Source organism: Teredinibacter haidensis (assembly GCF_014211975.1).
Taxonomy (GTDB): domain Bacteria; phylum Pseudomonadota; class Gammaproteobacteria; order Pseudomonadales; family Cellvibrionaceae; genus Teredinibacter; species Teredinibacter haidensis.
Genome location: NZ_CP060084.1, coordinates 2,358,429 through 2,382,539, shown reverse-complemented (window position 1 = coordinate 2,382,539; position 24,111 = coordinate 2,358,429). Strand labels below are relative to the sequence as shown.

Genomic DNA, 24,111 nt, shown 5'->3' with positions numbered 1-24,111 from the left:
ACGCCAAAGCAATGTGATTAGGGCGCTCTAACGACCAAAGCCGGGCTCTTTAACTGGCACTTTTAAAAACTTTATAATGGGAGGCTTACCATGCCTTTAGTTGTTAACAGTAATATTTCCTCGCTGAATGCTCAGCGTCAGTTGCTGCAGTCCGGTGCAGATTTGGATAAGGCAAGTGAGCGTCTGGCTTCCGGTAAGCGAATTAACTCTGCGGCAGATGATGCGGCAGGTCTTGCGATTTCTAACCGTCAAACTTCTCAGATTCGTGGTTTGGATCAGGCGATACGAAATGCCAACGACGGTATTTCCATGATTCAGACAGCAGAAGGTGCTTTGGACGAAACAACCAACATTCTGCAGCGTATGCGTGAATTGTCGGTTCAGTCTGCGAACGGAATCTACTCCGATGCCGACCGCACGACATTGGATGCCGAGGTTCAGCAGCTAAAATCTGAAATTGATCGTATTGCTGACACCACATCGTTTAACGGCCAGAATATTCTGGACGGTTCTTTAGGCACAGTCGATTTGCAGGTAGGTTCACAATCGAACCAAACAATTGGCTTTTCTATTCAGGGCTTTAGTGCTGCATCCTTGGGTGGCGCATCCGGTGACGTCACAGGCACGGCTGTATCGGGCGCTAACGAAGCCGCTGCACTTGCACATTTCACGAACCTGACCGCCAATGCGAATGACCTTACTATCAATGACGTCAGCATTAGCGTGATCGATTCTACGGCAGCCAGTACCGATTCCTTAAACGAAATTTTATCTACTGTTAATGCCGACCTCGACGGTAAAGGTGTTGAAGTATCGGCAATGGTTAGTGTTGAAGCGACCTCCGTTGGTACCGGTATTCTGGTAGCGGGAACGGATACCTTCACTATTGCTGTGGAAGATGGTGATGGCAACGCACAATCCTATGTTTTGAGTGGCACCAACAACATGGATGAGCTGGTCAATAAGATCAATTCAGAAACATCTGTGTCTGCCAGTTTAAATGATGACGGCCGTTTAGTTTTATCGCAGGAGAATGCGACGGCTATTACAACTACTGATAGCACCACTGTACCAGCTGATAAAGCTTCAGGTATGACTGATGCGAGGACTAATTTCTCTCTTGTATTAACTGATACCACAGGGGAAGGTCGGGATATTAAAATCGAAATTGACGGTACAAACAGTACCGCTGCGGAATTGCAGGCTGCAGGTTTTAGCGCTCAAGATAACAATGGCACGCTCCAGGGTGAAGTGGTAGATGCTAATGCAATGGCCGAAGGCGATCTCGTTATTAACAATGTCGAAATCGGATCGGTAGCTGCTGCTGTTGCTGCAACGAAAGCTGCAGATTTAATTAACGCGATTAACGATGTTTCGGATCAAACCGGCGTTGTCGCCTTTGCGGGATCAACCACCAGTGGTATAGCCCTCAGGTCGACCACAGGCGAAGATATCTCCATTAAATCAGGTAATGATCGAACTAACGCGCAATTAGCAGCTGCCACGGGCTTAGTTGAGCGAAATGCTGCATCAGGTGTTGGTTCAATTGCCGGGGTTGATGTTTCTACGGCTGCTGGCGCGCAGAGCGCTATCGACGTAATTGATACTGCTCTAGAGCAGATCAACGATACTCGAGCTGATCTTGGTGCGATTAATAACCGTCTCGATTTCACCGTATCTAACCTCAACAACGTATCGGAAAACACTTCTGCGGCTCGTTCGCGAACTCAGGATACGGATTTCGCTGCAGAAACTGCACAGTTGAGCCGAGCACAGGTGCTGCAGCAGGCCTCACAGGCTATGTTAGCCCAGGCTAATGCCCGACCTCAGCAAGTACTTTCACTCTTACAGTAATCTAACGGTGGTATAGCCCGAAGATAATATAGGCCCCAAAGCTGGCAGTAGGTTTGCCAGCTGCGGGTTCAAGAGAGGATTAAACCCATGATTGAAGTTAGAAATACAGTGCCGGCCAGTCAGATAGTGGTCGTGCCTGCTTCATCAAAGGGGACTGTTGATACTCAGGAGGCTGGCGGCAGTAAGTTGCCGAAGTCGGCTGAAAATGTACCCGAGAATACTGTGAAGAAGGCTCCAGAAGGGCCGGAAAAAACAGAAGCCAAATTAGAAACGGCGGTTGCATCAATTAACGATTATGTGCAATCCATTCATCGGGATCTACAGTTTTCAGTAGACGAAGACCTTCAGCAAACGGTCATTAAAGTTGTTGATGGCGGCTCAGGTGAGCTGATTCGACAAATTCCAGAAGAAGTTTTTTTGGAATTGGCACGTAAGTTGAATGAGGATGGGGAGCTTAGGTTGGTCAACGCACTTGGCTAGCGCACCGTTCTGGCGGCCTGTTGTCTGGCGATATAGAAAATACAGGGGAGGCGCGTGGAAAGCTCTACGCGTCTTTTCTGCGTTAATTATACGGACATAAATTATCTCGGTTTTACATTGCTATGCGTACGTTGTTTATTCGTGTAAGTGCCGAGTAGAAAATCAGTAAAACAGCCCTGCGGATGTTGTAAAACGTCGCGCGCAATAAACAACGGTACCGTTGTTTATCCATTTTTCGATATTGCTGGGTATTTTTGGAGAGGTATTATGATAGACAACAATATTATCCAATCCCTGGGTGTTGGTTCTGGTATCGATACCTCGAATTTAACCAAGCAATTAACAAATATTGAGCGCACTGCCCCGCAAAATAGAATTGATACCAAGCGCGAAAATACGGAAAATCAAATATCAGATTTCGGGCTAATTAGTAGCGCCATGGCAACCCTGCAGGATGCGGCTGAAGTCCTGAGTAATCCAGAAGGGCTATACAGTAAAACCGCCTCATATACCGACAGTACGGCACTGGTCCCCGTTGAACTGGGCACCGATGTACAGGCGGGAAGTTATACTTTTACAGTAGAAGATGTCGCCAGTTCGCAATCGTTAACCTCGGCGTCTTTTTCTTCGGTTGATGACGCGGTAGGTGAAGGTGTGCTCACTTTTCGTTTTGGCAATGCAACGGCAGATGGTGCCGGGGCGATGTTAACGACGGGTGGATTTTCGGCGGATACGGACGTCGAAGATGTTCAAATTACTATCGACAGTAGCAATAATTCGCTGGAAGGTTTGCGCGATGCAATCAATGATGCGGATTTTGGTGTGCAAGCAACGATTATTAACGACGGAGTGGATGGTTATTTGTTGCAGATAACGGCTGAATCCGGAGCCAATAATGAATTGGAAATATCGGTTGCCGAAGCTGGTGGTAGCCCTACTGACAATGATGATACGGGGCTCTCTCGATTTACCTTTAACGAAACCGCTTCGCAGCTTATTCAAAACCAGGGCGGGAATGATGCCGTACTGACGATTAATGGTTTGTTGGTTAACCGCGAATCTAACACTATTGATGACATCGTGCAGGGTTTAAAATTGGATGTGCTCGCGGCAGATCCCGGCGTACCCGTGACCATAACCGTTTCAGACGACAAGGCGTTTGCAGAACAGAATATTCGTGATTTTGTCGAAGCCTATAATTTATTTTTAGACGCAATTAAGCCCGCAACCGGCACCACCGAGAAGAAAAACGAAGAGGGTGATAGCGAGAAAGTCGCAGGATCGCTGGCAAATGATGCCATGACGAAATCGATGCTCTCAAAAATAAAGTCTGTTATTTCGAGTGCGGTACCGGGTTTAAGTGGTACGGCTTTTACCTCGGTTGGCGCCATTGGCATTCGCACAGAGCTTGATGGCTCCATGAGTATTGATGATGAGACTTTTGATAAGGCCATCGACGAAAATTTTGAGGCCATACAAAAGCTCTTTGCGCCCGATACCAGTACCAGTGATAACAGTGTGTTTATTAATAGTTATAACGATAATACCGCTGCCGGTGAGTACGAGATAGAGATTACAACGCAGCCGACTCGGGGCGGTTATGAGGGCGGCACCTTAGGTGGAATTACAGCCTTCCCCAACTTCGACACTACTGGCCAAGTGTACGATTTTGTTGTCAATGTTAATGGCACCAGCTCAGGTACATTAACCATTCCTGAAGCTGTATACGCAAGCCAGGAAGACCTTGCCATTACCCTGCAAACGCTTATCAATTCCGACACCGATGTTGCCGATAGCGGCAGCTCAGTAACGGTTTCTTACGATTCAGTCAATGATCGCTTCGATATTACATCGGGTAAATATGGCTCGTCTTCCAACGTTTCGATAACAACGGCCAGTACTGATATTACAACCGATCTAGGGTTTGCTGTTGCAGACGGTACCGCCGGGACAACGGTTGTCGGTACCGTTAATGGTGTTGGTGGTTTTGGTTCTGCCAATGTTCTATTGCCAGCGTTGGGCCAGCCGAGCGAAGGTATGGCAATGCTTGTTGGTGAAGGTGCAACAACCGCTACTGTGAATTTCTCACGCGGCTTTGCCGGTGAATTAGAAAATCTTCTGGATGAATTTTTGGACAGAAATGGTTTGATAGCTACTCGCGAAACCAGCCTGGAATCCAGCTTGGGTAAGCTGGATGATGATCAGGAAGCGTTAGATAGACGTATGTCTTCCTATGAAGAGCGACTAATGAATCAATTTATTGCGATGGAACGTATTATTAACAGCCTAAATTCTTCAGGGTCATTTCTGGATAGCCTTATTGATACTTTACCGTTTACGGCCACTAAATAGTAAATATTATCCTTAACGTTTTTTATTCATTTGGAATGTTCGGTACAAATATTGCTGAAGAATAGTCATCGAATAGCATGTCTGCAAAGGACTCTTTATGAATAATGCTAGCCCCCGTTCCCCCTCCTCATCACCGACTGCTGAATTGGTACTGCCTGCGGGTAGTGCGTGGTTTGTTGACGCCTACAAGAATTTTTGTGGGGGGAGAACAGAAAAAGCGAAATCACAAGCTTTAAAGCGACAAAAAAATCATAGTAATGATTCGAGCGCGGCTTACCTCCTTGCTTTGTGTGCAGAAAAAAAAGGCCAGTTAGTTGTCTCCATCGAGCACTGTCAACGTGCTATCAAGTTGTCTGAAAATGTATTTTTGTACCGGAAATATCTAGCCGATTTGTTTCGTTTTAATCATAACTTTTCGAAGTCTGAGCAGCTTTACCTCGCTCTAAAAAAAGAGGAACCCGAAAACCGGAGTGTGATGTGGGGGTTGGCGCTGGTATGGGCTGGGATGGGAAAATATTTCAAAAGTCTATTGCTGTACGCAGAAATGCAGCGACTCGGTTATGTAGATAGCCGAATACAAACGAATATGGTCGTGATGCTGTCGTCGATCAAGGATACGGAGTGGAATAGATCAATTGAATCCGCAATTATTGTGATCCTTCATTTTAAGAATATTTCCCTTCGGCGTTTGTCTGGACCAATAAGCCGCTACCTTAGTAAAAATTTGGCGATTTCAAGCACGTTTACAGCGGATGTATGTAACACACTTGAGCGAGATGAATTGTTTAATGAAGCTCTAAAGCATATTGTTTTAATGGGAGCCTCGCTGGAAAATCTAGTGATACAGGCGCGTAAGATGTCGTTACTCTGCGCGGTAAACGAAAATTCGTTTTCAAATAGTCTTGCTCAATTTAGTGCGAATGTGGCTCAACAAGCTTACCTTAAAGAATATGTGCTTTTCGAGGATGAGCAAGAAAAGGCAATCGTTGAGCAGTTTGCACAGTTGCTTGAGGTGCAGCTTAAAGATCGTCATTGGTCTCCCGTAAATAGCGAAATGGTACTGCTGTGTCTGTCAATGTATGGGTCTCTGTATGAGCTGCCTTGCCGGGAGCGGTTGTTGGAGCATCCATTGGAAACGTGGCCAGAGAGCTTGCAAGCGATAGCGAAAGCGAGCCTATTTGACTTCTCCGTAGAAGAGGCGATTGCGGAAGGGTTGCAAGCTATTGTTTCTATCGAAAATGACGTGTCTTCACGGGTACGGCAACAATATGAGGAAAACCCTTATCCTCGCTGGATCTCTGTAAACGAAAATCCACCCCTAAAACCCGCGGACTATATTTGCGCGCAAATGCCAGGTTTCGAAGCTCCAGCATGTTTTCGAAAAGACGATGTCGCTATTTTGGTGGCGGGTAGTGGAACCGGTCGACAGCCAATAGAATTGGCCATGATGTTTCCTCACGCGAAGGTGACCGCGGTTGATTTAAGCCGCAGAAGCCTTGCTTATGGCAAGCGAAAGGCAACAGAATTAAATATAACTAATATTGAGTTTTATCAGGGCGATATTTTGAACCTGGGGCGATTGGGTCGCCAGTTTGATTTCATTGCCTGTAGTGGTGTTCTGCATCATATGGCTGATCCTGCTGCTGGCTGGGCGGTGTTACGGGACTTGTTGGTTGAGGGGGGGTTGTTAAATATCGCTTTGTATAGCGCGGTGGCTCGTAAAGAGGTAAGAATACAACGCGAAACCCTCTCGAGGTTAGCGTTAGAGCCTACTGTGAGCAATATTCGGATGTTTCGCCGGGCGATGATGGAGCGAGAGCCTAATAACAGTCTCTATGGTTTTCATGATTTTTGGACGATGAGCGAGTGTCGAGATCTTCTTTTTCACGTTCAGGAACATCAGTTTACCTGGACGGGGATAAAAGAGTTTTGTGAAAAACTGGAGATGAGATTCCAGGGAGTGCAAATCCAAAAAAATATTTGGTCGCAGTTTGTCAAAATGTTTCCAGAGGAGAAGGCCTATACAAACCCCGAGTCATGGGCAGCATTTGAACAAACCATGCCGATGGCTTTTGCGGGTATGTATAATTTTTGGTGCTCTAAGGTGGAGTAGTGCTTAACAGAATTCGCTTAAGCTCAAAAAAGGCGTTTGAAATTGCTAAAGCAACTGCCAAACTGGTCGATATAGGTAATATAGAATAGTTAATCTGAAAGAGGTTGCCGTGAACGCCCAATTTGCAGTTGATTCGTACGCAAAAGTCCATCGTCAAGCCAACGTGGGAGTCGCCTCGCCACATAAGCTTATTGATATGTTGTATGAAGGGGCGTTAGAACGCATTGCCCAAGCCAAGGGTGCGATTCAATACAATAATATTGAGATGCGAGGTAAAAAAATAAATTCTGCTATCGCCATTCTCGGTGGTTTACGGACTAGTCTGGATAAAGACCAGGGTGGTGATATTGCCGAAAATTTGGATTCCCTTTACGTTTATATGCAAAATGTTCTTGCTAAAGCCCATCGTAACTCCAATACCGAGCTATTGGATGAAGTCGCCAAGCTGTTGGGCGATATGCGCGATACTTGGAAGCAAATAGGCTAGGGAAGTTCTGAACAAATCCAGACTTGTCCTGCGCGAGCCCAAAATCTTTGTTGGTAAGCCGCACTTCACCCTAGATAACATAGCAAAGCGATCCTTGCTTCTTACTCTTTAGAGTCAAAGGTCGCTTCACAAGCCGCGAAGGCGTCCCCCTGCGTTTCTTGGCATCGTACCTGCATTATCCCCTTAGTAATTCAAAAAGCGGCATTATTTTGCCACTCTCTAATGATTGTATAAGGAGGTAGCCATGTCTGTGGCCCCAACTCAAGCTGCGAAAATAATGGAAGACAATGCTGAGAATATGTCTTCCCATCGTGTTATTTCTTTGTTACTGGCTGGTGCGATGGAACGGGTCGCTCAAGCGAAGGCCTGCTTGCGAGACGGTAACGACAAAGATAAAAACATTTTAATGTGTAAGTTGATTGGCATCATTAACGGCCTTCGTCAAGCGTTAGATCTGGAGTCTGGTGGTGACATTGCGGGTAATCTGAATACGCTTTACGGCTACATGGCTGAAAAATTGGCAACTTGTTCAAATTCGGAAGAAATGGCTGCGTTATCGGAAGTCGGTAAATTGATCGACAACGTACGCGACGGTTGGGATTCCATCGAGCAAGAGACTCAAAACTGCGCCTAAAGAATTTTCGTTCAGGGTCGTTAACCTACATAACAGCGAGTATTTTGCTACGCTTTTATTAACGGTAACCCTGGATGCATTATGTCTGTAATTTCTGCCAGTCACCTGACTCTTGTTCGCGCGCGCAAAGCATTAGAACATGCGTACAAACATAAGCAGTGGGATGAGATCCGAAAGTGGGACAGTCAATTGGGCGACTGTTTAAACTTGGCTTTTGAAGATGCTCATCGGGACACCCCTTCCCTGGTCGCTGAGTTGGAGCGTGTGCTACAGCTCTATGCCAATATTGTGTCTGCTCTCCCCGAGCAGGCTGGCAACCTTTCTCGTGGCTGAAGCATGGATAACACCCTTTTGGCGCATTTAGTCGTTGATGTAGTTCACGCCAAGCAAGCGTAATTAAAACGGTAATCTGTTAGGTCTGAATGTTTTTAGATCAATAATGAATTAACTGCGTCGGAAATTTGACCCTCGGCGGTTTGTTGACTATTACTATTACGGTTCACAGTAGAATTTTGATCGAGTCAATTTTTAGTCGGTTGCCGATCGTCTGCTGAATAGGTAACAACAACATCACCATGGAACGCCTGGAAGCAGAATGGATTGATGTGCAGCGTGGGTTGAAGTAATGCTTTACGAAAAAAAAATCATTGTCATTGACGACAGAGAAGAGATTCGGCGCGATTTAAAAACCGTGTTTGATTTTCTCGGTGAGAACACCAGCGTTGCGACTCATAATGAATGGGCCGAAATAAAGGAAGAGTGCAAAAAAACCGCTGGAGAGGAGAGTGGCTGCGGTATTGGCATGTTTTTTTTGGGCTGCTGTGATTCAGGCCTCTCGTTAAAATCTCAATTGGAGTCTATCCGCGAATCGTGCGATATCACGCCAGTGGTATTGTTGGGTGAAGATCAAACTGTTAGTGACGACTGGGATCCGTACCTGCGCCACATGGTAATCGATAATCTGGTTTTGCCCGTCAACTACTCGGAAATGTTGAATCTGATTCACCGCGCCCAGCGCTATACCGAGGCTCAGCGGCGCGCTCATGGTGATAAAAGCCAACGCCCCAATCATTTGTTTCGCAGTCTTGTAGGAACCAGCCGTGAGATACAGCACGTTCGCGCGATGATGTCACAGGTTGCAGACAAAGAAGTAACCGTTTTGATTGAAGGTGATTCTGGCACAGGCAAGGAGGTTGTTGCCCGCAACCTGCATTTTCATTCATCTCGGAGAGACAAGCCTTTTGTGCCGGTAAACTGTGGTGCAATTCCAGCGGAATTATTGGAAAGTGAACTTTTTGGCCATGAAAAAGGCGCCTTCACCGGCGCGATTAACGGACGTGCAGGCCGTTTCGAACTGGCTGAAGGCGGCACGTTGTTTCTTGATGAAATTGGCGATATGCCATTGCACATGCAGGTCAAAATTCTGCGAGTGTTACAGGAAAAATCCTATGAACGGGTAGGGGGCAATAAATCCTTTAAAACCAACGTACGGATTATTGCTGCAACCCACCGTAATTTAGAAGAGATGATAGCCAATGGTGGCTTTCGTGAGGACCTCTACTATCGTTTGAATGTGTTCCCTATCGAAATGCCATCACTGAGCGAGCGTGCCGAAGATATTCCTCTGCTGGTTAGCGAGCTAACGGCGAGAATGGAAAGTGAAAAGCGCGGTTCGGTGCGTTTTAACTCTGCTGCCATTATGTCCTTGTGTAGCCATGCCTGGCCTGGAAACGTACGCGAGCTTGCCAATCTAGTAGAGCGGATGGCCATTATGAATCCCTATGGAGTTGTTGGGGTGCAGGATCTACCTCAACGTTACCGCCATATTGAGGTGGAGTTAGAGGATGAGTTCGAGCCCCTGGTGGAAGAGTCTCGTAAACCTACCGTCGTTGGCGAGGGAGACATCGCACTGCTACCGGAAAGCGGTATTGACCTTAAAGAGTATATAGCCGGTCTGGAGCAGAGCCTTATTCAGCAGGCTCTCGACAATACCGGTGGTGTTGTTGCGCGTGCCGCAGAGCAGTTGACTATTCGAAGAACAACTTTAGTCGAAAAAATGCGCAAATACGGTATGCAGAGGAGTTAGAAAAGCTTCAGATATAGTCAGTCTGCAGTTTCTTTTGGTATTATTCTCCTCTTTCCTGAAATTCCGGGGTGCCTCTCGGAAATACTTTTAAACGGAACTCCCTGGCTGGATGTAATCTCCATTCCCACAATCGTGGGATCAGCCAGCTATTCCATAGATTAATGATGAGAACAAGTTATGAACCTTGCCGATCGCGTTCTTTCTGTCAACAACGACCTGCCCATTCGTACAGATAAACCAGTACATAGCGGAAAAGTACGTTCCGTATACTGGCTGACGGAGGAGGACAGTAAACGCCTGATTCGGGAAAAAGGCTATAAGGTCGCGGCTGATGCGCCTTTGGCTATTATGGTGATCAGTGATCGCATTTCTGCTTTCGACTGTATCTGGCACGGTGAGGGAGGCATGAACGGCGTACCGGGTAAAGGCGCTGCGCTAAACGCTATCTCCAACCATTGGTTTAAATTGTTCCGCGAAAAAGGGTTGGCTAATAGCCATATTCTCGATATCCCCCACCCCTTTGTGTGGATAGTTCAGAAAGCCAAGCCGGTGATGATCGAAGCGATTTGCCGCCAGTACATTACCGGTTCCATGTGGCGTTCGTACACAAAAGGTGAGCGTGAGTTCTGTGGTATTCAAATTCCCGAAGACCTGCAGAAAGACCAGAAATTACCCGAGCTGCTAATTACACCGTCCACCAAGGGTATTTTACGCGGTATTCCCGGTGTGCCGGAAGCGGATGATGTGAACATTACTCGCGCGAATATTGAACAGAATTACCAGGCTTTTAACTTTCGCAATGTGGATGATATTGCGGTGTATGAAAAATTATTGAAAGAAGGCTTCGATGTTATTACGGATGAGCTGGCAAAGTTGGACCAAATTTTTGTCGATACCAAGTTCGAATTTGGGTATGTCACCGATGATCAGGGTCAGCAGCAGTTGATCTACATGGATGAAGTGGGTACGCCCGATTCTTCCCGTATTTGGGACGGCGCGAGCTATCGGGAAGGGCAGGTGATCGAAAAGTCCAAGGAAGAATTTCGTCAGCAGTTACTTAACTACTTTCCAGACCCAGACATTTTGTTAAATAAAGACCGCATGCCAGAGCGGGCCGGGCTCGCGAAAAATAATGCGCTACCGGAAGAGCTTCTAATGCAGGTGTCGGCAACATACACTGGTATTGCAGAAAAAATTACCGGTAAACCTATTGTGCTTTCCGACAACCCTAAGGCCGAAATCATCGAAATATTGCAATCACAGTTCGACTTAATTCGTTAGATCGACGTTCCAGGCGCAGGCGATAAGCCTGCGTTTGTCCGTCCCCAAGCCGCTAATAACCCCGTTCAAAAACTATGCTATTTGCATGGCTAACGTTGAAATGGTAGGTAAAACCCGTTTCCGCGAATCCCTTCATTGCTCGAATAAAATAAGACGGTGAGACAAATTAAGATATTTTTCCGTTCAGAAAATGGTTGAGCAGGCCTTCCCTTTACTTCGTCAAATCCCTGACGTTAACCCAACATCCCTCCATTTTTATTTCTTAACTATTTGAAAAACAAGAGAATATTCTTCTGGCATTGCCTTTGCAGTCAAGCTTTTATTGTTAATATCAGTGACAGTTAACTGTCGGGAGAATCGAGTTTGTCTCATCCTGCTACGCTCAATGCTGCAATAGCAACGGAATCCTTTGATGAAAAACAGGAACGTTTGGTTGCTGCCTTTGATTTCTTTAATGAGACTTCCGAGCAGTTGGCGGGTTCCTATCGGCTGCTTGAACAAAAAGTGGGACAGCTTACTCGTGAGTTAGATCAGGTCTCAGCGGAAAAAGATGCGGAGCACTCTAAAAAAGCGTTGCTTGAAAATCGCATGCAGGTCTTGCTGGACGTGTTGCCCGCCGGAGTGATTGTGCTCGATGCACGCGGGCGTATTGTGGAAGCCAATCCGGCCGCACAGGCATTGCTAAAGTCACCACTCAAAGGCCGCCTGTGGCGGGAGGCTATCAGTGAATGCTTTGCGCCGAGGAATGATGACGGACTGGAAGTATCGACCAAATCCGGTAGACGCTTAAGCATCGCCACCAGCTCTCTCGACAGTGATTCCGGTACAGGAAGCTCCAGTGGTGGACAGATTGTATTGCTCACAGATCTAACCGAAACACGAAAGCTTCAGCAGCATGTGAGTCGCTCGGAAAAGCTTTCAGCCATGGGGAAAATGGTTTCTGCTCTGGCCCACCAAATTCGCACGCCGCTTTCTGCGGCCATGCTCTATGCCGATCACCTTTGCCATTCCGAATTGGAAGAACACAAGCGCAAGAATTTTTCCCAGAAACTCTATAAGCGATTGCAGCACATGGAACACCAAGTGCGGGATATGCTGTTGTTTGTAAAAAGCGAGCTGCCCCTAAATGATGTTATTTCAATCGCGGATTTAGAGTTGGGTCTACGTGAAGCGGCAGAGGTTCCATTGTTATCGACACACAGTCGATGCCAATGGCTGAATACCTGTGCTGGGCTGGAGATTAAATGTCATCGGGAAGCGTTGATCAGCGCGATCATGAACTTAATTAACAACGGTATCCAGGCCTGTGATGGCTCCCCTGAGTTATCAGTGGAATTAACGGTTCCAGCAGATATGCCCGAATATTTAGTCGTAAAAGTTCGAGATAATGGCCCCGGTATATTGGCAGATATGCTGGAGAGCTCCCGCGAAATTTTTGTTACAACAAAGGCTCAGGGTACCGGGCTTGGTCTTGCCGTAGTGCAATCTGTTGTGCGTGCACATGGTGGCAGCTTTGAATTGCTCTCGCCCGAGGGTGAGGGCGTTACTGCCGTGCTTTATTTACCGCTTTATAAATCTTTTCAGCCGGGCGAGTAGTCTGTCGGGCTAGATGTAATACACAGAGATTTGGAGAAAAAAATGACGAGTTCAAAAAAAAATCCGGCCACTATTTTAGTTGTGGAAGACGATAGTAATCTTCGCGAAGCGCTGGTTGATACTCTTCAGTTAAATAGTTTTGATGTTCTGGAAGCTGAAAATGCAGAGCAGGCCGTAGCCTTGCTACAAAAATCTGTAGCCGTTGATCTAATTGTTTCGGATGTCAATATGGGAGCCATGAGTGGTCACGATCTGCTGCAGCATGTTAAGCAGGAATATCCTCAAATTCCGGTTTTACTGGCAACGGCTTACGCCAGCATCAGTGAATCGGTAGAGGCGATGCGCCACGGTGCCGTGGATTATCTGGTTAAACCCTTTGAAGCCAAAGTGCTGGTGGAAACGATTAATCAATACGTTAGTCGCAGTGCCCATAGTGCCGATAGACCTATCGCCGTAGCGCCAACCAGCCAGCAGTTACTGCAGTTAGCTTGTCGCGTTGCGCAATCGGACTCCACCGTTTTGTTGATTGGTGAATCGGGAACGGGTAAAGAAGTATTGGCGAAATATATTCACGAAAACTCACCTCGTAAAGATCAGCCCTTTATTGCCATAAACTGCGCGGCTATCCCCGAGAATATGCTCGAAGCGATGCTATTTGGTCATGAAAAAGGTGCCTATACCGGAGCTTACAACTCAGCTCCAGGTAAGTTTGAGCAGGCAAATGGCGGCACGATTCTATTGGATGAGATTTCAGAAATGGATCTAGGATTACAGGCCAAGCTGCTAAGGGTTTTACAGGAAAGGGAAGTTGAGCGTTTGGGTGGCCGAAAAAATATTCCTTTGGACGTACGTGTTATTGCAACCTCGAACCGGGATATGCGCCGTGAGGTTGCCGATGGGAAGTTTAGAGAGGATTTATATTTCCGTTTAAGCGTTTTACCCTTGCAGTGGGCGCCGCTGCGCGATCGGAAAGAAGATATTATTCCTCTGGCAGAATCGTTGTTGGCTCGTCATGCCCGCAAGCAGCATCGGGCGGGCGTGATTCTAACTGAGGAAGCTCGGCATAGTCTGCTGAATTATGCCTGGCCGGGTAATGTACGCGAACTCGATAATGTTATGCAGCGGGCGCTTATTTTACAACCGGGAAATGCACTCGGTACGGTGGATCTAGGTTTAACGCAGGAGGTGGCCTACAGCGAAAAGCCTTCTCTGGTCGACGCTGTTATGCAGCAGACCCAGCAGGTAATTATGGATATGGCAATACCACAATCTTTCGAGGGGCTTTCTGGGCAGGCGTCTGCTCAATCCGATCCGGCAGATGGGCTGGGAAAAGATTTAATGAAGCGGGAGTTTGAAATTATTTTGCAAACGCTACGGCAGGAAAAAGGAAGTAAGAAACAAACTGCAGAACGCTTGGGTATCAGCCCTCGAACTCTGCGTTATAAACTTGCCCGCTTACGTGACGAGGGATACACGCTAGAGGCAATGGCCTATTAGTTATTTGAGGCATAAATGGTCTTTATAGCTTGACGTTATAAGGTCCAATGTATAGATATTATTTAGGTGGTGTTTTCTTAAAAAAACAAAAAAAAAAGATATTCCAATAATCCAATCTTTTGGTATTATCGGGTAGAGGCGCCAAAAAAAGTAAGCTTGGTGTCATTGCGTTGTCATAAATTAAGTGGAGGATAGCGACGGTTAGTTTTCATTCATTTCCTTGTAGTTTGTTGTGTCTGTTTTACCTATAGGAGTCCACGGTTATGGGTATTGAGGTTTTGGATAGTTCACCTGACTTGAACAATGTTATTCTGGAAAACACTATCGAAGATACGTTTGAAGACGATAGTGGCGTTGGTGCGATCAGCGTTATCGATGCGCGCAGAAAACTGGAAAACAAAATTGAAGAAATGCGTCTTTTAAGAGAGATGCAGGAATTTGATTTTGATGTGTAAATTCTGTTTCTAGGATTTGTCCTGGATTAAAATACACCGATACAGAGTGTAGTGTATCGGTGTATTTTTCGTTTTTGTTTAATTGTTGCGATATGGGAATTATCGGAATAGACCTCTGTAAAGTTTTTTGACTGTGTAGTGCTTTTGCTTGCTTCGCAGGCCCACCTAAAATATTTTCGTGTTATGCCCCTTCTTTTCCTTACGGTAACAAATTGCCGCTATGGCAATATTTGGCCCGTTTTGTGCTCTATTTCCTCTGATTGAAATTCTTATCGATAGATTGACAATTTCTTGGCGCAAGCCCCTGAAATTATTCGAATGAAAAGAGGCTGGGCATGAGTGACCGAATGGATATTAATCGACTGCTAATAGAAATGCGTTCGATAAAACAGCAAACCAGCGCGTTTGGTGGCCCGGGTGCTTTAACGGCGAAAGACCGTGTCGATGGTGCGCAACAGCCGGGGCAGGTCGGTCAGGTAAACGGTCCGGGGTTTGGGAAAGTGCTTGAGCAGGCGGTTAATAAAGTGAACGAAGTGCAGAGTGCTTCCAGTAGTATGGCTGAAGCCTATGTTCGAGGCGACCAAAATATTGACGTTACCGATGTGATGATCGCCTCGCAAAAAGCCGGCGTTGCCTTTGACTCTATGGTTCAGGTGCGCAACAAATTGGTAGAAGCCTACCGTGATGTTATGAACATGCCTATTTAATGTTGGCTCCAATCTTTCTGTTTAGTGTGGAATAAATCGTATGGCAGGTACAGCAACAGCAGGCGGTGGAACCAGTGACCTTATAGAAGGTTTTAATAACCTTAATTTGGTTCGCCAGGCAGGCTTAATGATTGGTTTGGCCGCTAGCGTCGCTATAGGTTTCGCTGTTGTATTGTGGAGCCAAGGTGAGGACTTTAAACCGCTATACGGCAGCCTGGATAGGCTGGACTCGTCGGAAGTGGGCCAAATACTTGATTTTAACGAAATTCCTTACAAGATTGACGGCTCCAGCGGCGCACTTTTAGTACCTGTTGATCAAGTCCATAAAGCTCGACTGGTATTGGCTGAAAATGGTATTCAGGGCGATAAGTCCGTAGGTTTTGAGCTACTGGATCAAGAGCAGCCCTTGGGAACCAGCCAGTTTATGGAAGCCACGCGTTATCGCCGCGGCCTGGAGGGGGAGTTGGCGAGAACCATCTCCAGTATTAATGCCGTACGCGGTGCCCGGGTTCACCTGGCAATTCCCAAGCGCACGGTTTTTGTTCGTGATGGCCGCGAACCTAGCGCTTCTGTTTTTCTCGATCTATTTCCCGGCAGGCCCATTTTAACCAAACAAATTAGTGGTATTGCCAATCTGGTCGCCGCCAGTATTCCAGATTTGGATGTTGAAAATGTCACGATAGTCGATCAAAAAGGAAATTTGCTGTCTGTGAGTGCCGTGGATGAAAAACTGGCAATAGCGGCTCAGCATCTGGATTACACGCGTAAAATCGAAGATGATATTGTGCTGCGCATCCGCCGCTTGCTGTCCCCGATTTTGGGTGCGGCCAATTTTAAGGCCGAAGTGGCGGCCGATGTGGATTTTACCGAAATAGAGCAGGCAGAAGAATCGTTTAATCCCGATTTGCCGGCCATTCGCAGTGAGCAAACAGTGGATGAGCAACGAGTTGGTTCCGCCGGAGCGGGTGGTATCCCCGGTGCTCTAACTAACCAACCGCCTGCCGGTGGCCAGGCTCCGGAGGTTGCAGGGCAAAGAGGGGGTGATGCTCCAGCGGCGCCATCCAGTAACAGTCGCTCCCAGGCTACGCGTAACTACGAGTTGGATAGAACCGTTAGTTATACAAAGCATGAAAAAGGGCGGATGCGCAGGCTCACAGTGGCTATTGTTATCGATGATAAGAAGAAAATGAATACCGATTCGGGTGAAACAACGACAAGTCGATGGACCGATGTCGAACTCGAACGATTGGCTATACTTGTCCGAGACGCAGTTGGTTTTTCTGCCGCACGCGGCGACAGTGTGAATATCTTAAATGAGGCTTTTATGCCCCTACCTGAAATCGAAGCTACTGCGGAAACTCAAATTTGGGAGTCGGAAAATTTTAGGGTTGCGGCTAAATATGTCGCCGGAGCCCTTATCGTACTGGGCCTGATTTTTGGATTGATGCGCCCAGTATTAAAAAGCCTTGCTGGCACAGGCTCCAAATCCAAGGAAGAAGAAGAGGCCAAAGAAATGGCTGCATTACAGGCCGCGGGAATCAGCTCATTCGATTCTCTGTCTGATGAAACGGTCACCCTAACGGGAGGCGACGCATTAGCGTTACCCAGCCCGGAGGAAAGTTACGAGCAGCAGCTTAACGCCGTTAAAGGATTGGTGGCCGAGGATGCTGGCCGTGTGGCTCAGGTAATTAAACGTTGGATTAATGAAGAATGAATGCACCGGCTAACCCCCCCGCTACTCAAGGTGATGGCAAGCCTACGGTCAGTCTTAGCCGTACGGATCAGGCCGCAATTTTATTGATGACGTTGGGTGAACAAAGCGCAGCGGAAATTCTTCGCCATATGGGGCCTAAAGAGGTACAACGTTTGGGTACGGCTATGGCTCAGCTGAACAATGTGCAGCAATACGAAGTGGAAGTGGTGCTCAACAATTTTATGGAAGAGGTGCGTACTCAGACGGGCCTGGGTATGGGTGCCGATAATTATATTCGCAATATGCTGGTAACTGCTCTGGGTGAGGATAAAGCCAACGGACTTATCGACCGTATTTTACTCGGCGGGAATACCACGGGGCTGGATACCCTTAAGTGGATGGAAGCGCGTTCGGTTGCCGACATTATTCGCAATGAGCACCCACAAATTCAGGCCATTGTTATGGCGTACCTGGATGCGGATCAGGCGGCTGAAGTTCTGGGTTATTTTCCTGAAAAAGTACGGTTGGATGTCATGATGCGCGTAGCGGCTTTGGATACAGTTCAGCCGGGCGCCTTACAGGAACTAAACGATATTCTTGAAAAACAATTTTCCGGTAGTTCGGGATCGCAAACTAAAGAGATGGGTGGATTCAAAACGGCTGCGGAAATTGTTAATAACCTGGATAGCTCCATTGCCGGTGAGCTTATGGACTCTATTCGTGAAATCGATGAGGACATGGGTACCCAGATTTCCGATCTTATGTTTGTCTTCGAAAATCTCAAAGATGTGGACGACCGGGGTATTCAGGCACTGCTGCGAGAAGTGTCTTCCGATGTACTTATTCTTGCGCTCAAAGGTGCAGACGAAGTTCTACAGGAAAAAATATTTGGCAATATGTCTAAACGTGCTGCCGAACTTCTGCGTGATGACCTCGATGCGAAAGGGCCGGTTAAAGTGTCTGAAGTGGAAGGTGCTCAGAAAGAAATTCTTACTATTGCCCGCCGTATGGCCGATGCCGGTGAAATTAACCTGGGTGGCGGTGGAGAGGAAATGCTGTAAAGCCTATGACTGATGTATCCAAACAGATGAATCGCATCCCTCATGAATCACTTGATAAAAACGAAGTGGTTAGTGCCTGGAGTTTACCCAGCATTGGTGAAAAGCGTAAAGTAGTGAAAAGTGCTAAACGAGAAGCCAGAGAAAAGGCGGCTGCTAAGGCTTCGGAAACGGTAGAAGATGTTCCTCGTCAACAAAAGCCCAAGCCTCCTACCGCAGAGCAATTACAGCAGATTGCCGACCTAGCTCAACAGGAGGGCTATGCAGATGGTTTTAAAGAAGGAATGGAAAAAGGCTTAAAACAGGGGGAAAGCAAAGGTCAGCAACTGGGCGAGCAAAAGGCTTACACTGAAACTCGGCAGAAACTAGACGACGAAAAACGCAGAATTAGCAGTATTGCTAACCAGTTGATGGAGCCGTTGCAAGGGCAGGATGAACAGCTCGAAACGTTAGTTGTGGATATGGCTCTGCACTTGGCGAAACACCTAATTGCATCGGAAATAAGCTGTTCGCCGGAGACGCTCAGTAACCTTGTAAACAGGGCGATTAAGACACTGCCGGTTGGAGCCAAAAATATTACTGTCTATGTTAACGAGCAGGACGCAAAGTTACTGGATACCGTGATTCCGGTCGAACACCGTGGCTGGCGTTTGTGTGATGACAATAGCCTTATCACCGGTGGTTGTCGTGTGGAGACGGCCGATAGTTTGGTGGATTTTTCGATAGAAAGCCGACTGGCCGAGTATATGCAATCCGTCGATGAAGTTGTCTCGACAGAGCAGCCTGTTTCCGATGTTGAGCCCGCGCCCGCGCAGGATAATGCCTGATGCTAACTCATTCCACTCCAGTAATGGAACGCTTAAAAAAATACCAACGCTATGACTCATTGACCCATACGCCTGAGGCGCAAGGGCGCCTGACGCGTATGGTGGGTTTAACGCTGGAAGCCGTTGGTTTGAATGTCTCGGTCGGGCGCCAGTGCAAAGTGCTACTCAGCAATGGTCGTGAGTTGGAGGCTGAAGTTGTAGGTTTTCATAATGAAAAAACCTTTCTTATGCCAGTTCAAAAAGTGGAAGGGTTGCAGCCGGGCGCACGTGTTGTCCCTGTTCACGCGCATAAAAACCTTTCAATGGGAGACCACCTGCGCGGCCGAATTCTCAATGGTATTGGTCAGCCCCTCGACGGACTGGGTGCCGTAAATACCAATGCCAAGGTGGACCTAGAGCCCAGTACTATCAACCCTCTGCATCGTCATCCCATAGATCAGCCACTGGACGTGGGTATACGCGCAATTAATAGTTTACTGACAGTTGGCAAGGGGCAGCGCATTGGGTTATTTGCCGGAAGTGGTGTTGGTAAAAGTGTGCTTTTAGGCATGATGACCCGGTTTACGACGGCAGATATTGTCGTGGTGGGGCTAATTGGAGAGCGTGGTCGCGAGGTGAAGGAGTTTGTAGACCATATTCTCGGTAAAGAAGGTTTAACCCGCGCAGTGGTGGTAGCCGCGCCAGCGGACGATGCACCCCTGATGCGTTTGCGCGCTTCGCAATTGGCAACACGCATAGCCGAGTATTATCGAGATCAGGGTAAAAACGTGTTGCTGCTAATGGATTCACTTACCCGTTTCGCGCAGGCGCAGCGGGAAATTTCACTCGCCATTGGTGAACCGCCCGCGACCAAGGGTTATCCACCCAGTGTGTTTGCCAAAATACCCGATCTGGTTGAGAGAGCTGGAAACGCCGATAAAGGTGGCGGTTCGATTACGGCATTTTACACGGTGCTGACGGAAGGGGATGATCTGCAAGATCCTATCGCCGATGCCTCTCGTGCAATTCTGGATGGACATGTGGTGCTCTCACGGGACTTGGCGGAAGAGGGGATATACCCGGCGATTGATATTGAGGCTTCTGTCAGCCGGGTAATGCCGAATATAGTCGATGAGGCGCATCTTTTACAGGCGCAGCGCTTTAAACAGCTGTTGGCTCGCTATCGGGCGAATAGGGATTTAATTGCCATCGGCGCATATAGCCGTGGTTCGGACCCGGATATTGATGCCGCCATTGAACGCCAGCCCTACCTGAAGAAATTTATTTCCCAGAAAATGACGGAACCCGCGAATTTTCTGCAAAGCAAAAAAATGTTGGAAGCCGTTTTACAAAGCAGCAGCGGCGGCGCAGCTCCCAGCGCAAATCCAGGACAAAGGCCACTACAGCAGCAACAGGCCCCATCTCCTGCTCAACGACCACTGGCCTCAGGTAACCGTTAATGGCGATTAAACGATCGCAGCGTATGGACGTGGTAGTGGAGTTGGCTAGAAGAAAGCAGGATAAGGTGGCTGTCGCGGTAAATTCGCAACAGGGTATACTGGCTGCAGAAAAACAGCGTTACCAGGATTTACAGGACTATTATCAGCACTACAATCAAGCGTTCTCGGCCAATATTAGCGGTTTGCGAGCGTCCAAGTTCAGTGAGTCCCGCACCTTTCTTCAGCAGATGGCGCAGGCGATCGAGGGGCAGAAGCGACAGGTGGCAGTCGTCGAGCAACAGTTGACGCAGGTGCAGTCTGAATGGCATAAATGTTATTTAAAGCGGCAATCGCTGGAAGATTTACAGAAGCGCTACATCAAGGAGGAAGCGGCTGATCGAGAGCGGCTAGAGCAGCGCCAGGTAGAAGAATGGATTACCCAGCGCAGTAGTCGTTAGGTGCTTGGCACTAATTAATCAGCGATAGACAACAGCGATAACTGACCGCCCTTGCGTCTACTTCATGCATTATTTCCCCCTGAAAACTGTAGTGGCAGTACTCCCCCTCAGCATTTTTTAAGCGCGCTGCCGTGGTCATATTTCCGAGGTTAGATAAACTACTGGTTAACTCCTTTCGTAATTTACTGTCATCGTCCGGGTGAACACGATCAAAAATTTCCATACTGCGGTAAATGTTTTTTTCCAGCTCTGTCGTAAATCCCAGTAATTCCAGAGCGAGATCGCTCCAAATGACAGAGCCTTTCTCCAGATCCCACTCAAAACTTGGCAGTGTGCTACCGCGTCTACTCGTGAGGCCGATCTTGGGGGAGGCTGCTTCTGATTGTTTTAGCTGCTCGCGTAAAGAATGGTTTTCTAATAATAGTGCGTAGCCAAAAGCGATGTTGTCTATAAAACAGGTGAAGCTGGAAAAACTGCTGACGGAATGGGCTCTATCACGTGCACCAGCTAAACTCAGTACTCCCCAGAGTTCTTTTTCCCGAAAAATCGGAAAGTGAACCCAGGAATCCCATTCTTGATTATATTGTGCCCGGATGGCTGGAGGTGGAAACGCTTCAGGCAGGCAGGTATGGTCTTCGTCACTTTCAGCGATACAAATCGTTTGCGTATTTTCAAATATTTTATAAGTGTGCAAATGTGTGCGTTTATGGCGATCGTAGACGACGCAGGAGAGAATTCCGAAATTCATAAACTGACTGAAAAGTGGGGCGACACTCATGATTTTGTCCAGTCGTGAGTAGACAATATCCTGGGTCATCTCAATGCTGTGGTTGAGCAGTGATCCAGTATAGCGGGTGTTTTTCAGGATGCTTTCGGTGTGACTTTCTTTTGCGTACGTGTCGAGATCCAAATTGCGCTCGGGATTCGCAGCGCAGAGGGTAGGGGCAATGGTAATGGCGGTTGTTGGCGTGGTTTTACTGTGAATCATCCCTTCGAGAACGGTGATGCAGCGTTTGGCAAGCACGTCGAGGTTTTGGTCAATGTAGGATAGCTGGGGGGTAAGCACGTGCATTGCTCGAATGGCATCAAATGCCACAACGTCGAGATCTCCGGGGAAGCGAATACCACATTCTTCCAGCTTTGTTATAAACCCCATTCCGGTATTGCCGGCTCCACAAAATATTCCCGTACAGCGCGAGGCCTTCTGCAGGAATTGTTCGCCAGCGGCCAACCCTCCGGAAAAAATGGAATCTGGCGCGCAAATTATCTGTTCGTTACCGTAAGGCAAATTGTGTTCTTTCTGTAGCTCGCTGAAACGTTCGTAACGCTTGCGAAGATCATATTGGGTTATGTCGCCCACATACATCAACTCTTTATGTCCTTTGCTGGTCAAAAACTCAAAGGCCAGTTCTGCTCCCAGGCTGTTGTTGCAGGTAACTACGGGGACATCAAGAGGGAAGTAGTCGTGTGCGATAGCAATGACTGGAGTGCCGCGATTTTGAATCTTCTCAATGAGCTTGGGGTTGGCGGCGTTGCGCAGAACAATCACTCCCGCCAGCTGATCCAAGCCAATAGGAAGGTTATAGTGTCCGAAACTATCGGTTCGGATGGCACTAAATTGGTAGTGTTTAGTTTCACAAATATAGCGAATTTGATTAGTAATCTCGCCCATGTAATCGCCCTGTAAAAAGGGTGTTATTACACCAATATGCATGGGTTGTTCTGAACGACTGAACATTATGGCTCCAAGATTAGAGTGGGCTGTTAATGCCGACAGGGATTCTATTAACCTGTTCGTTGCAAAGGCAATGATTAACGCGTGATCGGTTTAATGATAGTGACGAACAACAACGGTGGTATTCACTACATATCGGCACGTCAATGATCAATTCTCGCAAGCTCTCGCCAAGATATCCAGATGTTTATCTCAATAGGTCCTATGAAACTCGTTAAAGATTGTGTGGGTGAGGATAATTCAAGCACACAATTGCATGCGCTTTCGACGCTTTATAGCAAAAATAAAACAGCTGTGTATTTTTTAGATGAAACAATTTTAAAAAACCTTGACACAACCGCCCGCCGATAAAAGCTTTTTCAACTTTCTAGCATCTTGGGTAACACAGGCTAGACTTAGTTTGACTTGTCTCATGAGCCTTACATGGCTCCGTGAATTTTACCTTGTCACAGTATGCCCGCTACCAGGGATTGATCTGCAGCTAAAGGGAACCCTTTAAAAGGGGAAGTTCACAGGAAGACAATGAATGTTGTCAGTTCATTATCCAGCTAATAGAGGTAACCAGCGTGGCATCGACAGTAAATTTTAACTTACCCGAGAACCTGACGATCGCTCATATTCATGGCTTACATGAAGAATTTGAAGCCTTAGTCGATAAACAGGATTGTGATGTTGTGGTGCTTAAGGCCAGCTCTGTACAGCGAGCAGATACGGCGGGATTGCAGCTTTTGTTGGCATTTATGCAAGCAACGCGCGAAAGGCAGATCAGCGTTACCTGGGATCATCCCTCTCAAACGCTTTGCAATGCAGCGAAATTATTGGGAGTGGATGTTGCGATTGGAATCCACTAGGTTCCCAGGCGCAGGCAGGCTTTGGGTAATATACCGTTTATGGCGATGAAGTTTATTGTTCCTAAAACTGGCGACATCACAATTCAATACTGCCTCACTCTGGAGAGCTGGAGAATAACTGTATGGCAAAAATAATCGCTGTTGATGATTCTGCCTCAATGCGACAAATGGTTTGTTTTACTTTGAAGGGAGCAGGACACGATGTGTGCGAAGCGACCGATGGGGTGGAAGCATTAGAATTAGCGAAAGCTGAGAGCGGTGTAGATCTTGTGATCTCCGATATCAATATGCCAAATATGGATGGTATTGCGCTAATTCGAGAATTGCGACAGCTGCCTGCCTACAAGTTCACACCCATACTAATGTTGACCACCGAATCTGGTACGGAAAAGAAAAGTGAGGGCAAAGCCGCCGGAGCAACAGGCTGGATCGTCAAGCCCTTTAACCCCGACCAGCTATTGGCAACTATTGGTAAAGTGCTTTAATACTTACTTGCGGCTAAAGAAAGCTTCGGTTCAGCGACAGCCGC

The 24,111-nt window shown here is 47.3% G+C and carries 22 protein-coding genes; 21 read left to right on the top strand and 1 reads right to left on the bottom strand.

What is annotated here, in order from left to right; translation table 11 throughout:
* Positions 1 to 90 precede the first annotated feature (90 nt).
* The 18 genes from H5715_RS09230 (at position 91) to fliJ (ending at position 20,996) form a co-directional block, all read left to right on the top strand.
* On the top strand, positions 91 to 1,854 hold the full coding sequence (locus tag H5715_RS09230; RefSeq protein ID WP_075185552.1) for a flagellin N-terminal helical domain-containing protein: 1,764 nt from the start codon (positions 91 to 93) through the stop codon (positions 1,852 to 1,854).
* An 87-nt stretch (positions 1,855 to 1,941) separates the two neighbouring features.
* Positions 1,942 to 2,334, top strand: coding sequence for a flagellar protein FlaG (locus H5715_RS09225; protein ID WP_075185551.1), 393 nt, complete (start codon positions 1,942 to 1,944; stop codon positions 2,332 to 2,334).
* Positions 2,335 to 2,601: 267 nt separating this feature from the next.
* Complete coding sequence (fliD, locus tag H5715_RS09220) at positions 2,602 to 4,686, top strand: flagellar filament capping protein FliD (protein WP_075185550.1); 2,085 nt, start codon at positions 2,602 to 2,604, stop codon at positions 4,684 to 4,686.
* 97 nt (positions 4,687 to 4,783) lie between these two features.
* Positions 4,784 to 6,799 carry a class I SAM-dependent methyltransferase gene (locus H5715_RS09215; protein WP_075185549.1) on the top strand — a complete coding sequence of 672 codons (2,016 nt, stop codon included), beginning with the start codon at positions 4,784 to 4,786 and terminating at the stop codon, positions 6,797 to 6,799.
* Between the two features lie 109 nt (positions 6,800 to 6,908).
* A complete protein-coding gene (gene fliS / locus H5715_RS09210; RefSeq protein WP_075185548.1) occupies positions 6,909 to 7,286 on the top strand; it encodes a flagellar export chaperone FliS in 378 nt (125 codons plus the stop codon).
* Between the two features lie 244 nt (positions 7,287 to 7,530).
* Positions 7,531 to 7,920: a flagellar export chaperone FliS gene (gene fliS, locus H5715_RS09205; RefSeq protein WP_075185547.1), complete on the top strand. Its 390-nt coding sequence runs from the start codon at positions 7,531 to 7,533 to the stop codon at positions 7,918 to 7,920.
* Positions 7,921 to 8,001: 81 nt separating this feature from the next.
* Positions 8,002 to 8,253: a hypothetical protein gene (locus H5715_RS09200; RefSeq protein ID WP_075185546.1), complete on the top strand. Its 252-nt coding sequence runs from the start codon at positions 8,002 to 8,004 to the stop codon at positions 8,251 to 8,253.
* 292 nt (positions 8,254 to 8,545) lie between these two features.
* Positions 8,546 to 10,006 carry a sigma-54 dependent transcriptional regulator gene (locus H5715_RS09195; RefSeq protein WP_075185545.1) on the top strand — a complete coding sequence of 487 codons (1,461 nt, stop codon included), beginning with the start codon at positions 8,546 to 8,548 and terminating at the stop codon, positions 10,004 to 10,006.
* A gap of 177 nt (positions 10,007 to 10,183) precedes the next feature.
* Positions 10,184 to 11,287 (top strand): phosphoribosylaminoimidazolesuccinocarboxamide synthase, encoded by a 1,104-nt coding sequence (locus H5715_RS09190; RefSeq protein WP_075185544.1) that lies wholly within the window; start codon positions 10,184 to 10,186, stop codon positions 11,285 to 11,287.
* A gap of 363 nt (positions 11,288 to 11,650) precedes the next feature.
* Positions 11,651 to 12,883 (top strand): sensor histidine kinase, encoded by a 1,233-nt coding sequence (locus H5715_RS09185; RefSeq protein ID WP_075185543.1) that lies wholly within the window; start codon positions 11,651 to 11,653, stop codon positions 12,881 to 12,883.
* 42 nt (positions 12,884 to 12,925) lie between these two features.
* Positions 12,926 to 14,380 carry a sigma-54-dependent transcriptional regulator gene (locus H5715_RS09180; RefSeq protein ID WP_075185542.1) on the top strand — a complete coding sequence of 485 codons (1,455 nt, stop codon included), beginning with the start codon at positions 12,926 to 12,928 and terminating at the stop codon, positions 14,378 to 14,380.
* Between the two features lie 263 nt (positions 14,381 to 14,643).
* Entirely contained in the window at positions 14,644 to 14,835 is a 192-nt protein-coding gene (locus H5715_RS09175; protein ID WP_075185541.1) for a PA3496 family putative envelope integrity protein, read from the top strand.
* A 335-nt stretch (positions 14,836 to 15,170) separates the two neighbouring features.
* Positions 15,171 to 15,542 carry a flagellar hook-basal body complex protein FliE gene (gene fliE, locus H5715_RS09170; RefSeq protein WP_075185540.1) on the top strand — a complete coding sequence of 124 codons (372 nt, stop codon included), beginning with the start codon at positions 15,171 to 15,173 and terminating at the stop codon, positions 15,540 to 15,542.
* A gap of 40 nt (positions 15,543 to 15,582) precedes the next feature.
* Entirely contained in the window at positions 15,583 to 17,256 is a 1,674-nt protein-coding gene (gene fliF / locus H5715_RS09165) for a flagellar basal-body MS-ring/collar protein FliF (RefSeq protein WP_075185539.1), read from the top strand.
* Positions 17,253 to 18,296, top strand: coding sequence for a flagellar motor switch protein FliG (gene fliG / locus H5715_RS09160; protein ID WP_075185538.1), 1,044 nt, complete (start codon positions 17,253 to 17,255; stop codon positions 18,294 to 18,296). The genes fliF and fliG overlap by 4 nt, the downstream gene beginning before the upstream one ends.
* Before the next feature lie 5 nt (positions 18,297 to 18,301).
* Positions 18,302 to 19,120 carry a flagellar assembly protein FliH gene (locus H5715_RS09155; protein ID WP_075185537.1) on the top strand — a complete coding sequence of 273 codons (819 nt, stop codon included), beginning with the start codon at positions 18,302 to 18,304 and terminating at the stop codon, positions 19,118 to 19,120.
* A complete protein-coding gene (gene fliI / locus H5715_RS09150; RefSeq protein WP_075185536.1) occupies positions 19,120 to 20,559 on the top strand; it encodes a flagellar protein export ATPase FliI in 1,440 nt (479 codons plus the stop codon). The genes H5715_RS09155 and fliI overlap by 1 nt, the downstream gene beginning before the upstream one ends.
* Positions 20,559 to 20,996: a flagellar export protein FliJ gene (fliJ, locus tag H5715_RS09145; RefSeq protein WP_075185535.1), complete on the top strand. Its 438-nt coding sequence runs from the start codon at positions 20,559 to 20,561 to the stop codon at positions 20,994 to 20,996. Before fliI ends, fliJ begins: the two co-directional genes overlap by 1 nt.
* A gap of 10 nt (positions 20,997 to 21,006) precedes the next feature.
* On the opposite strand, the gene H5715_RS09140 is transcribed toward fliJ, so the two are convergent.
* Positions 21,007 to 22,734, bottom strand: coding sequence for a substrate-binding domain-containing protein (locus tag H5715_RS09140; RefSeq protein WP_075185534.1), 1,728 nt, complete (start codon positions 22,732 to 22,734; stop codon positions 21,007 to 21,009).
* A 180-nt stretch (positions 22,735 to 22,914) separates the two neighbouring features.
* Between H5715_RS09140 and H5715_RS09135 the strand changes: the two genes are divergently transcribed.
* The 3 genes from H5715_RS09135 (at position 22,915) to H5715_RS09125 (ending at position 24,067) form a co-directional block, all read left to right on the top strand.
* A complete protein-coding gene (locus H5715_RS09135) occupies positions 22,915 to 23,082 on the top strand; it encodes a hypothetical protein (RefSeq protein WP_175574257.1) in 168 nt (55 codons plus the stop codon).
* Between the two features lie 215 nt (positions 23,083 to 23,297).
* Positions 23,298 to 23,582 (top strand): STAS domain-containing protein, encoded by a 285-nt coding sequence (locus H5715_RS09130; protein ID WP_075185533.1) that lies wholly within the window; start codon positions 23,298 to 23,300, stop codon positions 23,580 to 23,582.
* Positions 23,583 to 23,704: 122 nt separating this feature from the next.
* On the top strand, positions 23,705 to 24,067 hold the full coding sequence (locus H5715_RS09125; RefSeq protein WP_075185532.1) for a response regulator: 363 nt from the start codon (positions 23,705 to 23,707) through the stop codon (positions 24,065 to 24,067).
* Positions 24,068 to 24,111 lie beyond the last annotated feature (44 nt).

What these genes read in the sequence shown, in the direction of transcription:
- H5715_RS09230 (WP_075185552.1), top strand. Translation starts at nt 91, where the DNA reads ATGCCTTTAGTTGTTAACAGTAATATTTCCTCGCTGAATGCTCAGCGT.
- H5715_RS09225 (WP_075185551.1), top strand. Translation starts at nt 1,942, where the DNA reads ATGATTGAAGTTAGAAATACAGTGCCGGCCAGTCAGATAGTGGTCGTG.
- fliD (WP_075185550.1), top strand. Translation starts at nt 2,602, where the DNA reads ATGATAGACAACAATATTATCCAATCCCTGGGTGTTGGTTCTGGTATC.
- H5715_RS09215 (WP_075185549.1), top strand. Translation starts at nt 4,784, where the DNA reads ATGAATAATGCTAGCCCCCGTTCCCCCTCCTCATCACCGACTGCTGAA.
- fliS (WP_075185547.1), top strand. Translation starts at nt 7,531, where the DNA reads ATGTCTGTGGCCCCAACTCAAGCTGCGAAAATAATGGAAGACAATGCT.
- H5715_RS09200 (WP_075185546.1), top strand. Translation starts at nt 8,002, where the DNA reads ATGTCTGTAATTTCTGCCAGTCACCTGACTCTTGTTCGCGCGCGCAAA.
- H5715_RS09195 (WP_075185545.1), top strand. Translation starts at nt 8,546, where the DNA reads ATGCTTTACGAAAAAAAAATCATTGTCATTGACGACAGAGAAGAGATT.
- H5715_RS09190 (WP_075185544.1), top strand. Translation starts at nt 10,184, where the DNA reads ATGAACCTTGCCGATCGCGTTCTTTCTGTCAACAACGACCTGCCCATT.
- H5715_RS09180 (WP_075185542.1), top strand. Translation starts at nt 12,926, where the DNA reads ATGACGAGTTCAAAAAAAAATCCGGCCACTATTTTAGTTGTGGAAGAC.
- H5715_RS09175 (WP_075185541.1), top strand. Translation starts at nt 14,644, where the DNA reads ATGGGTATTGAGGTTTTGGATAGTTCACCTGACTTGAACAATGTTATT.
- fliE (WP_075185540.1), top strand. Translation starts at nt 15,171, where the DNA reads ATGAGTGACCGAATGGATATTAATCGACTGCTAATAGAAATGCGTTCG.
- fliF (WP_075185539.1), top strand. Translation starts at nt 15,583, where the DNA reads ATGGCAGGTACAGCAACAGCAGGCGGTGGAACCAGTGACCTTATAGAA.
- fliG (WP_075185538.1), top strand. Translation starts at nt 17,253, where the DNA reads ATGAATGCACCGGCTAACCCCCCCGCTACTCAAGGTGATGGCAAGCCT.
- H5715_RS09155 (WP_075185537.1), top strand. Translation starts at nt 18,302, where the DNA reads ATGACTGATGTATCCAAACAGATGAATCGCATCCCTCATGAATCACTT.
- fliI (WP_075185536.1), top strand. Translation starts at nt 19,120, where the DNA reads ATGCTAACTCATTCCACTCCAGTAATGGAACGCTTAAAAAAATACCAA.
- fliJ (WP_075185535.1), top strand. Translation starts at nt 20,559, where the DNA reads ATGGCGATTAAACGATCGCAGCGTATGGACGTGGTAGTGGAGTTGGCT.
- H5715_RS09140 (WP_075185534.1), bottom strand. Translation starts at nt 22,734, where the DNA reads ATGTTCAGTCGTTCAGAACAACCCATGCATATTGGTGTAATAACACCC.
- H5715_RS09135 (WP_175574257.1), top strand. Translation starts at nt 22,915, where the DNA reads ATGTTTATCTCAATAGGTCCTATGAAACTCGTTAAAGATTGTGTGGGT.
- H5715_RS09125 (WP_075185532.1), top strand. Translation starts at nt 23,705, where the DNA reads ATGGCAAAAATAATCGCTGTTGATGATTCTGCCTCAATGCGACAAATG.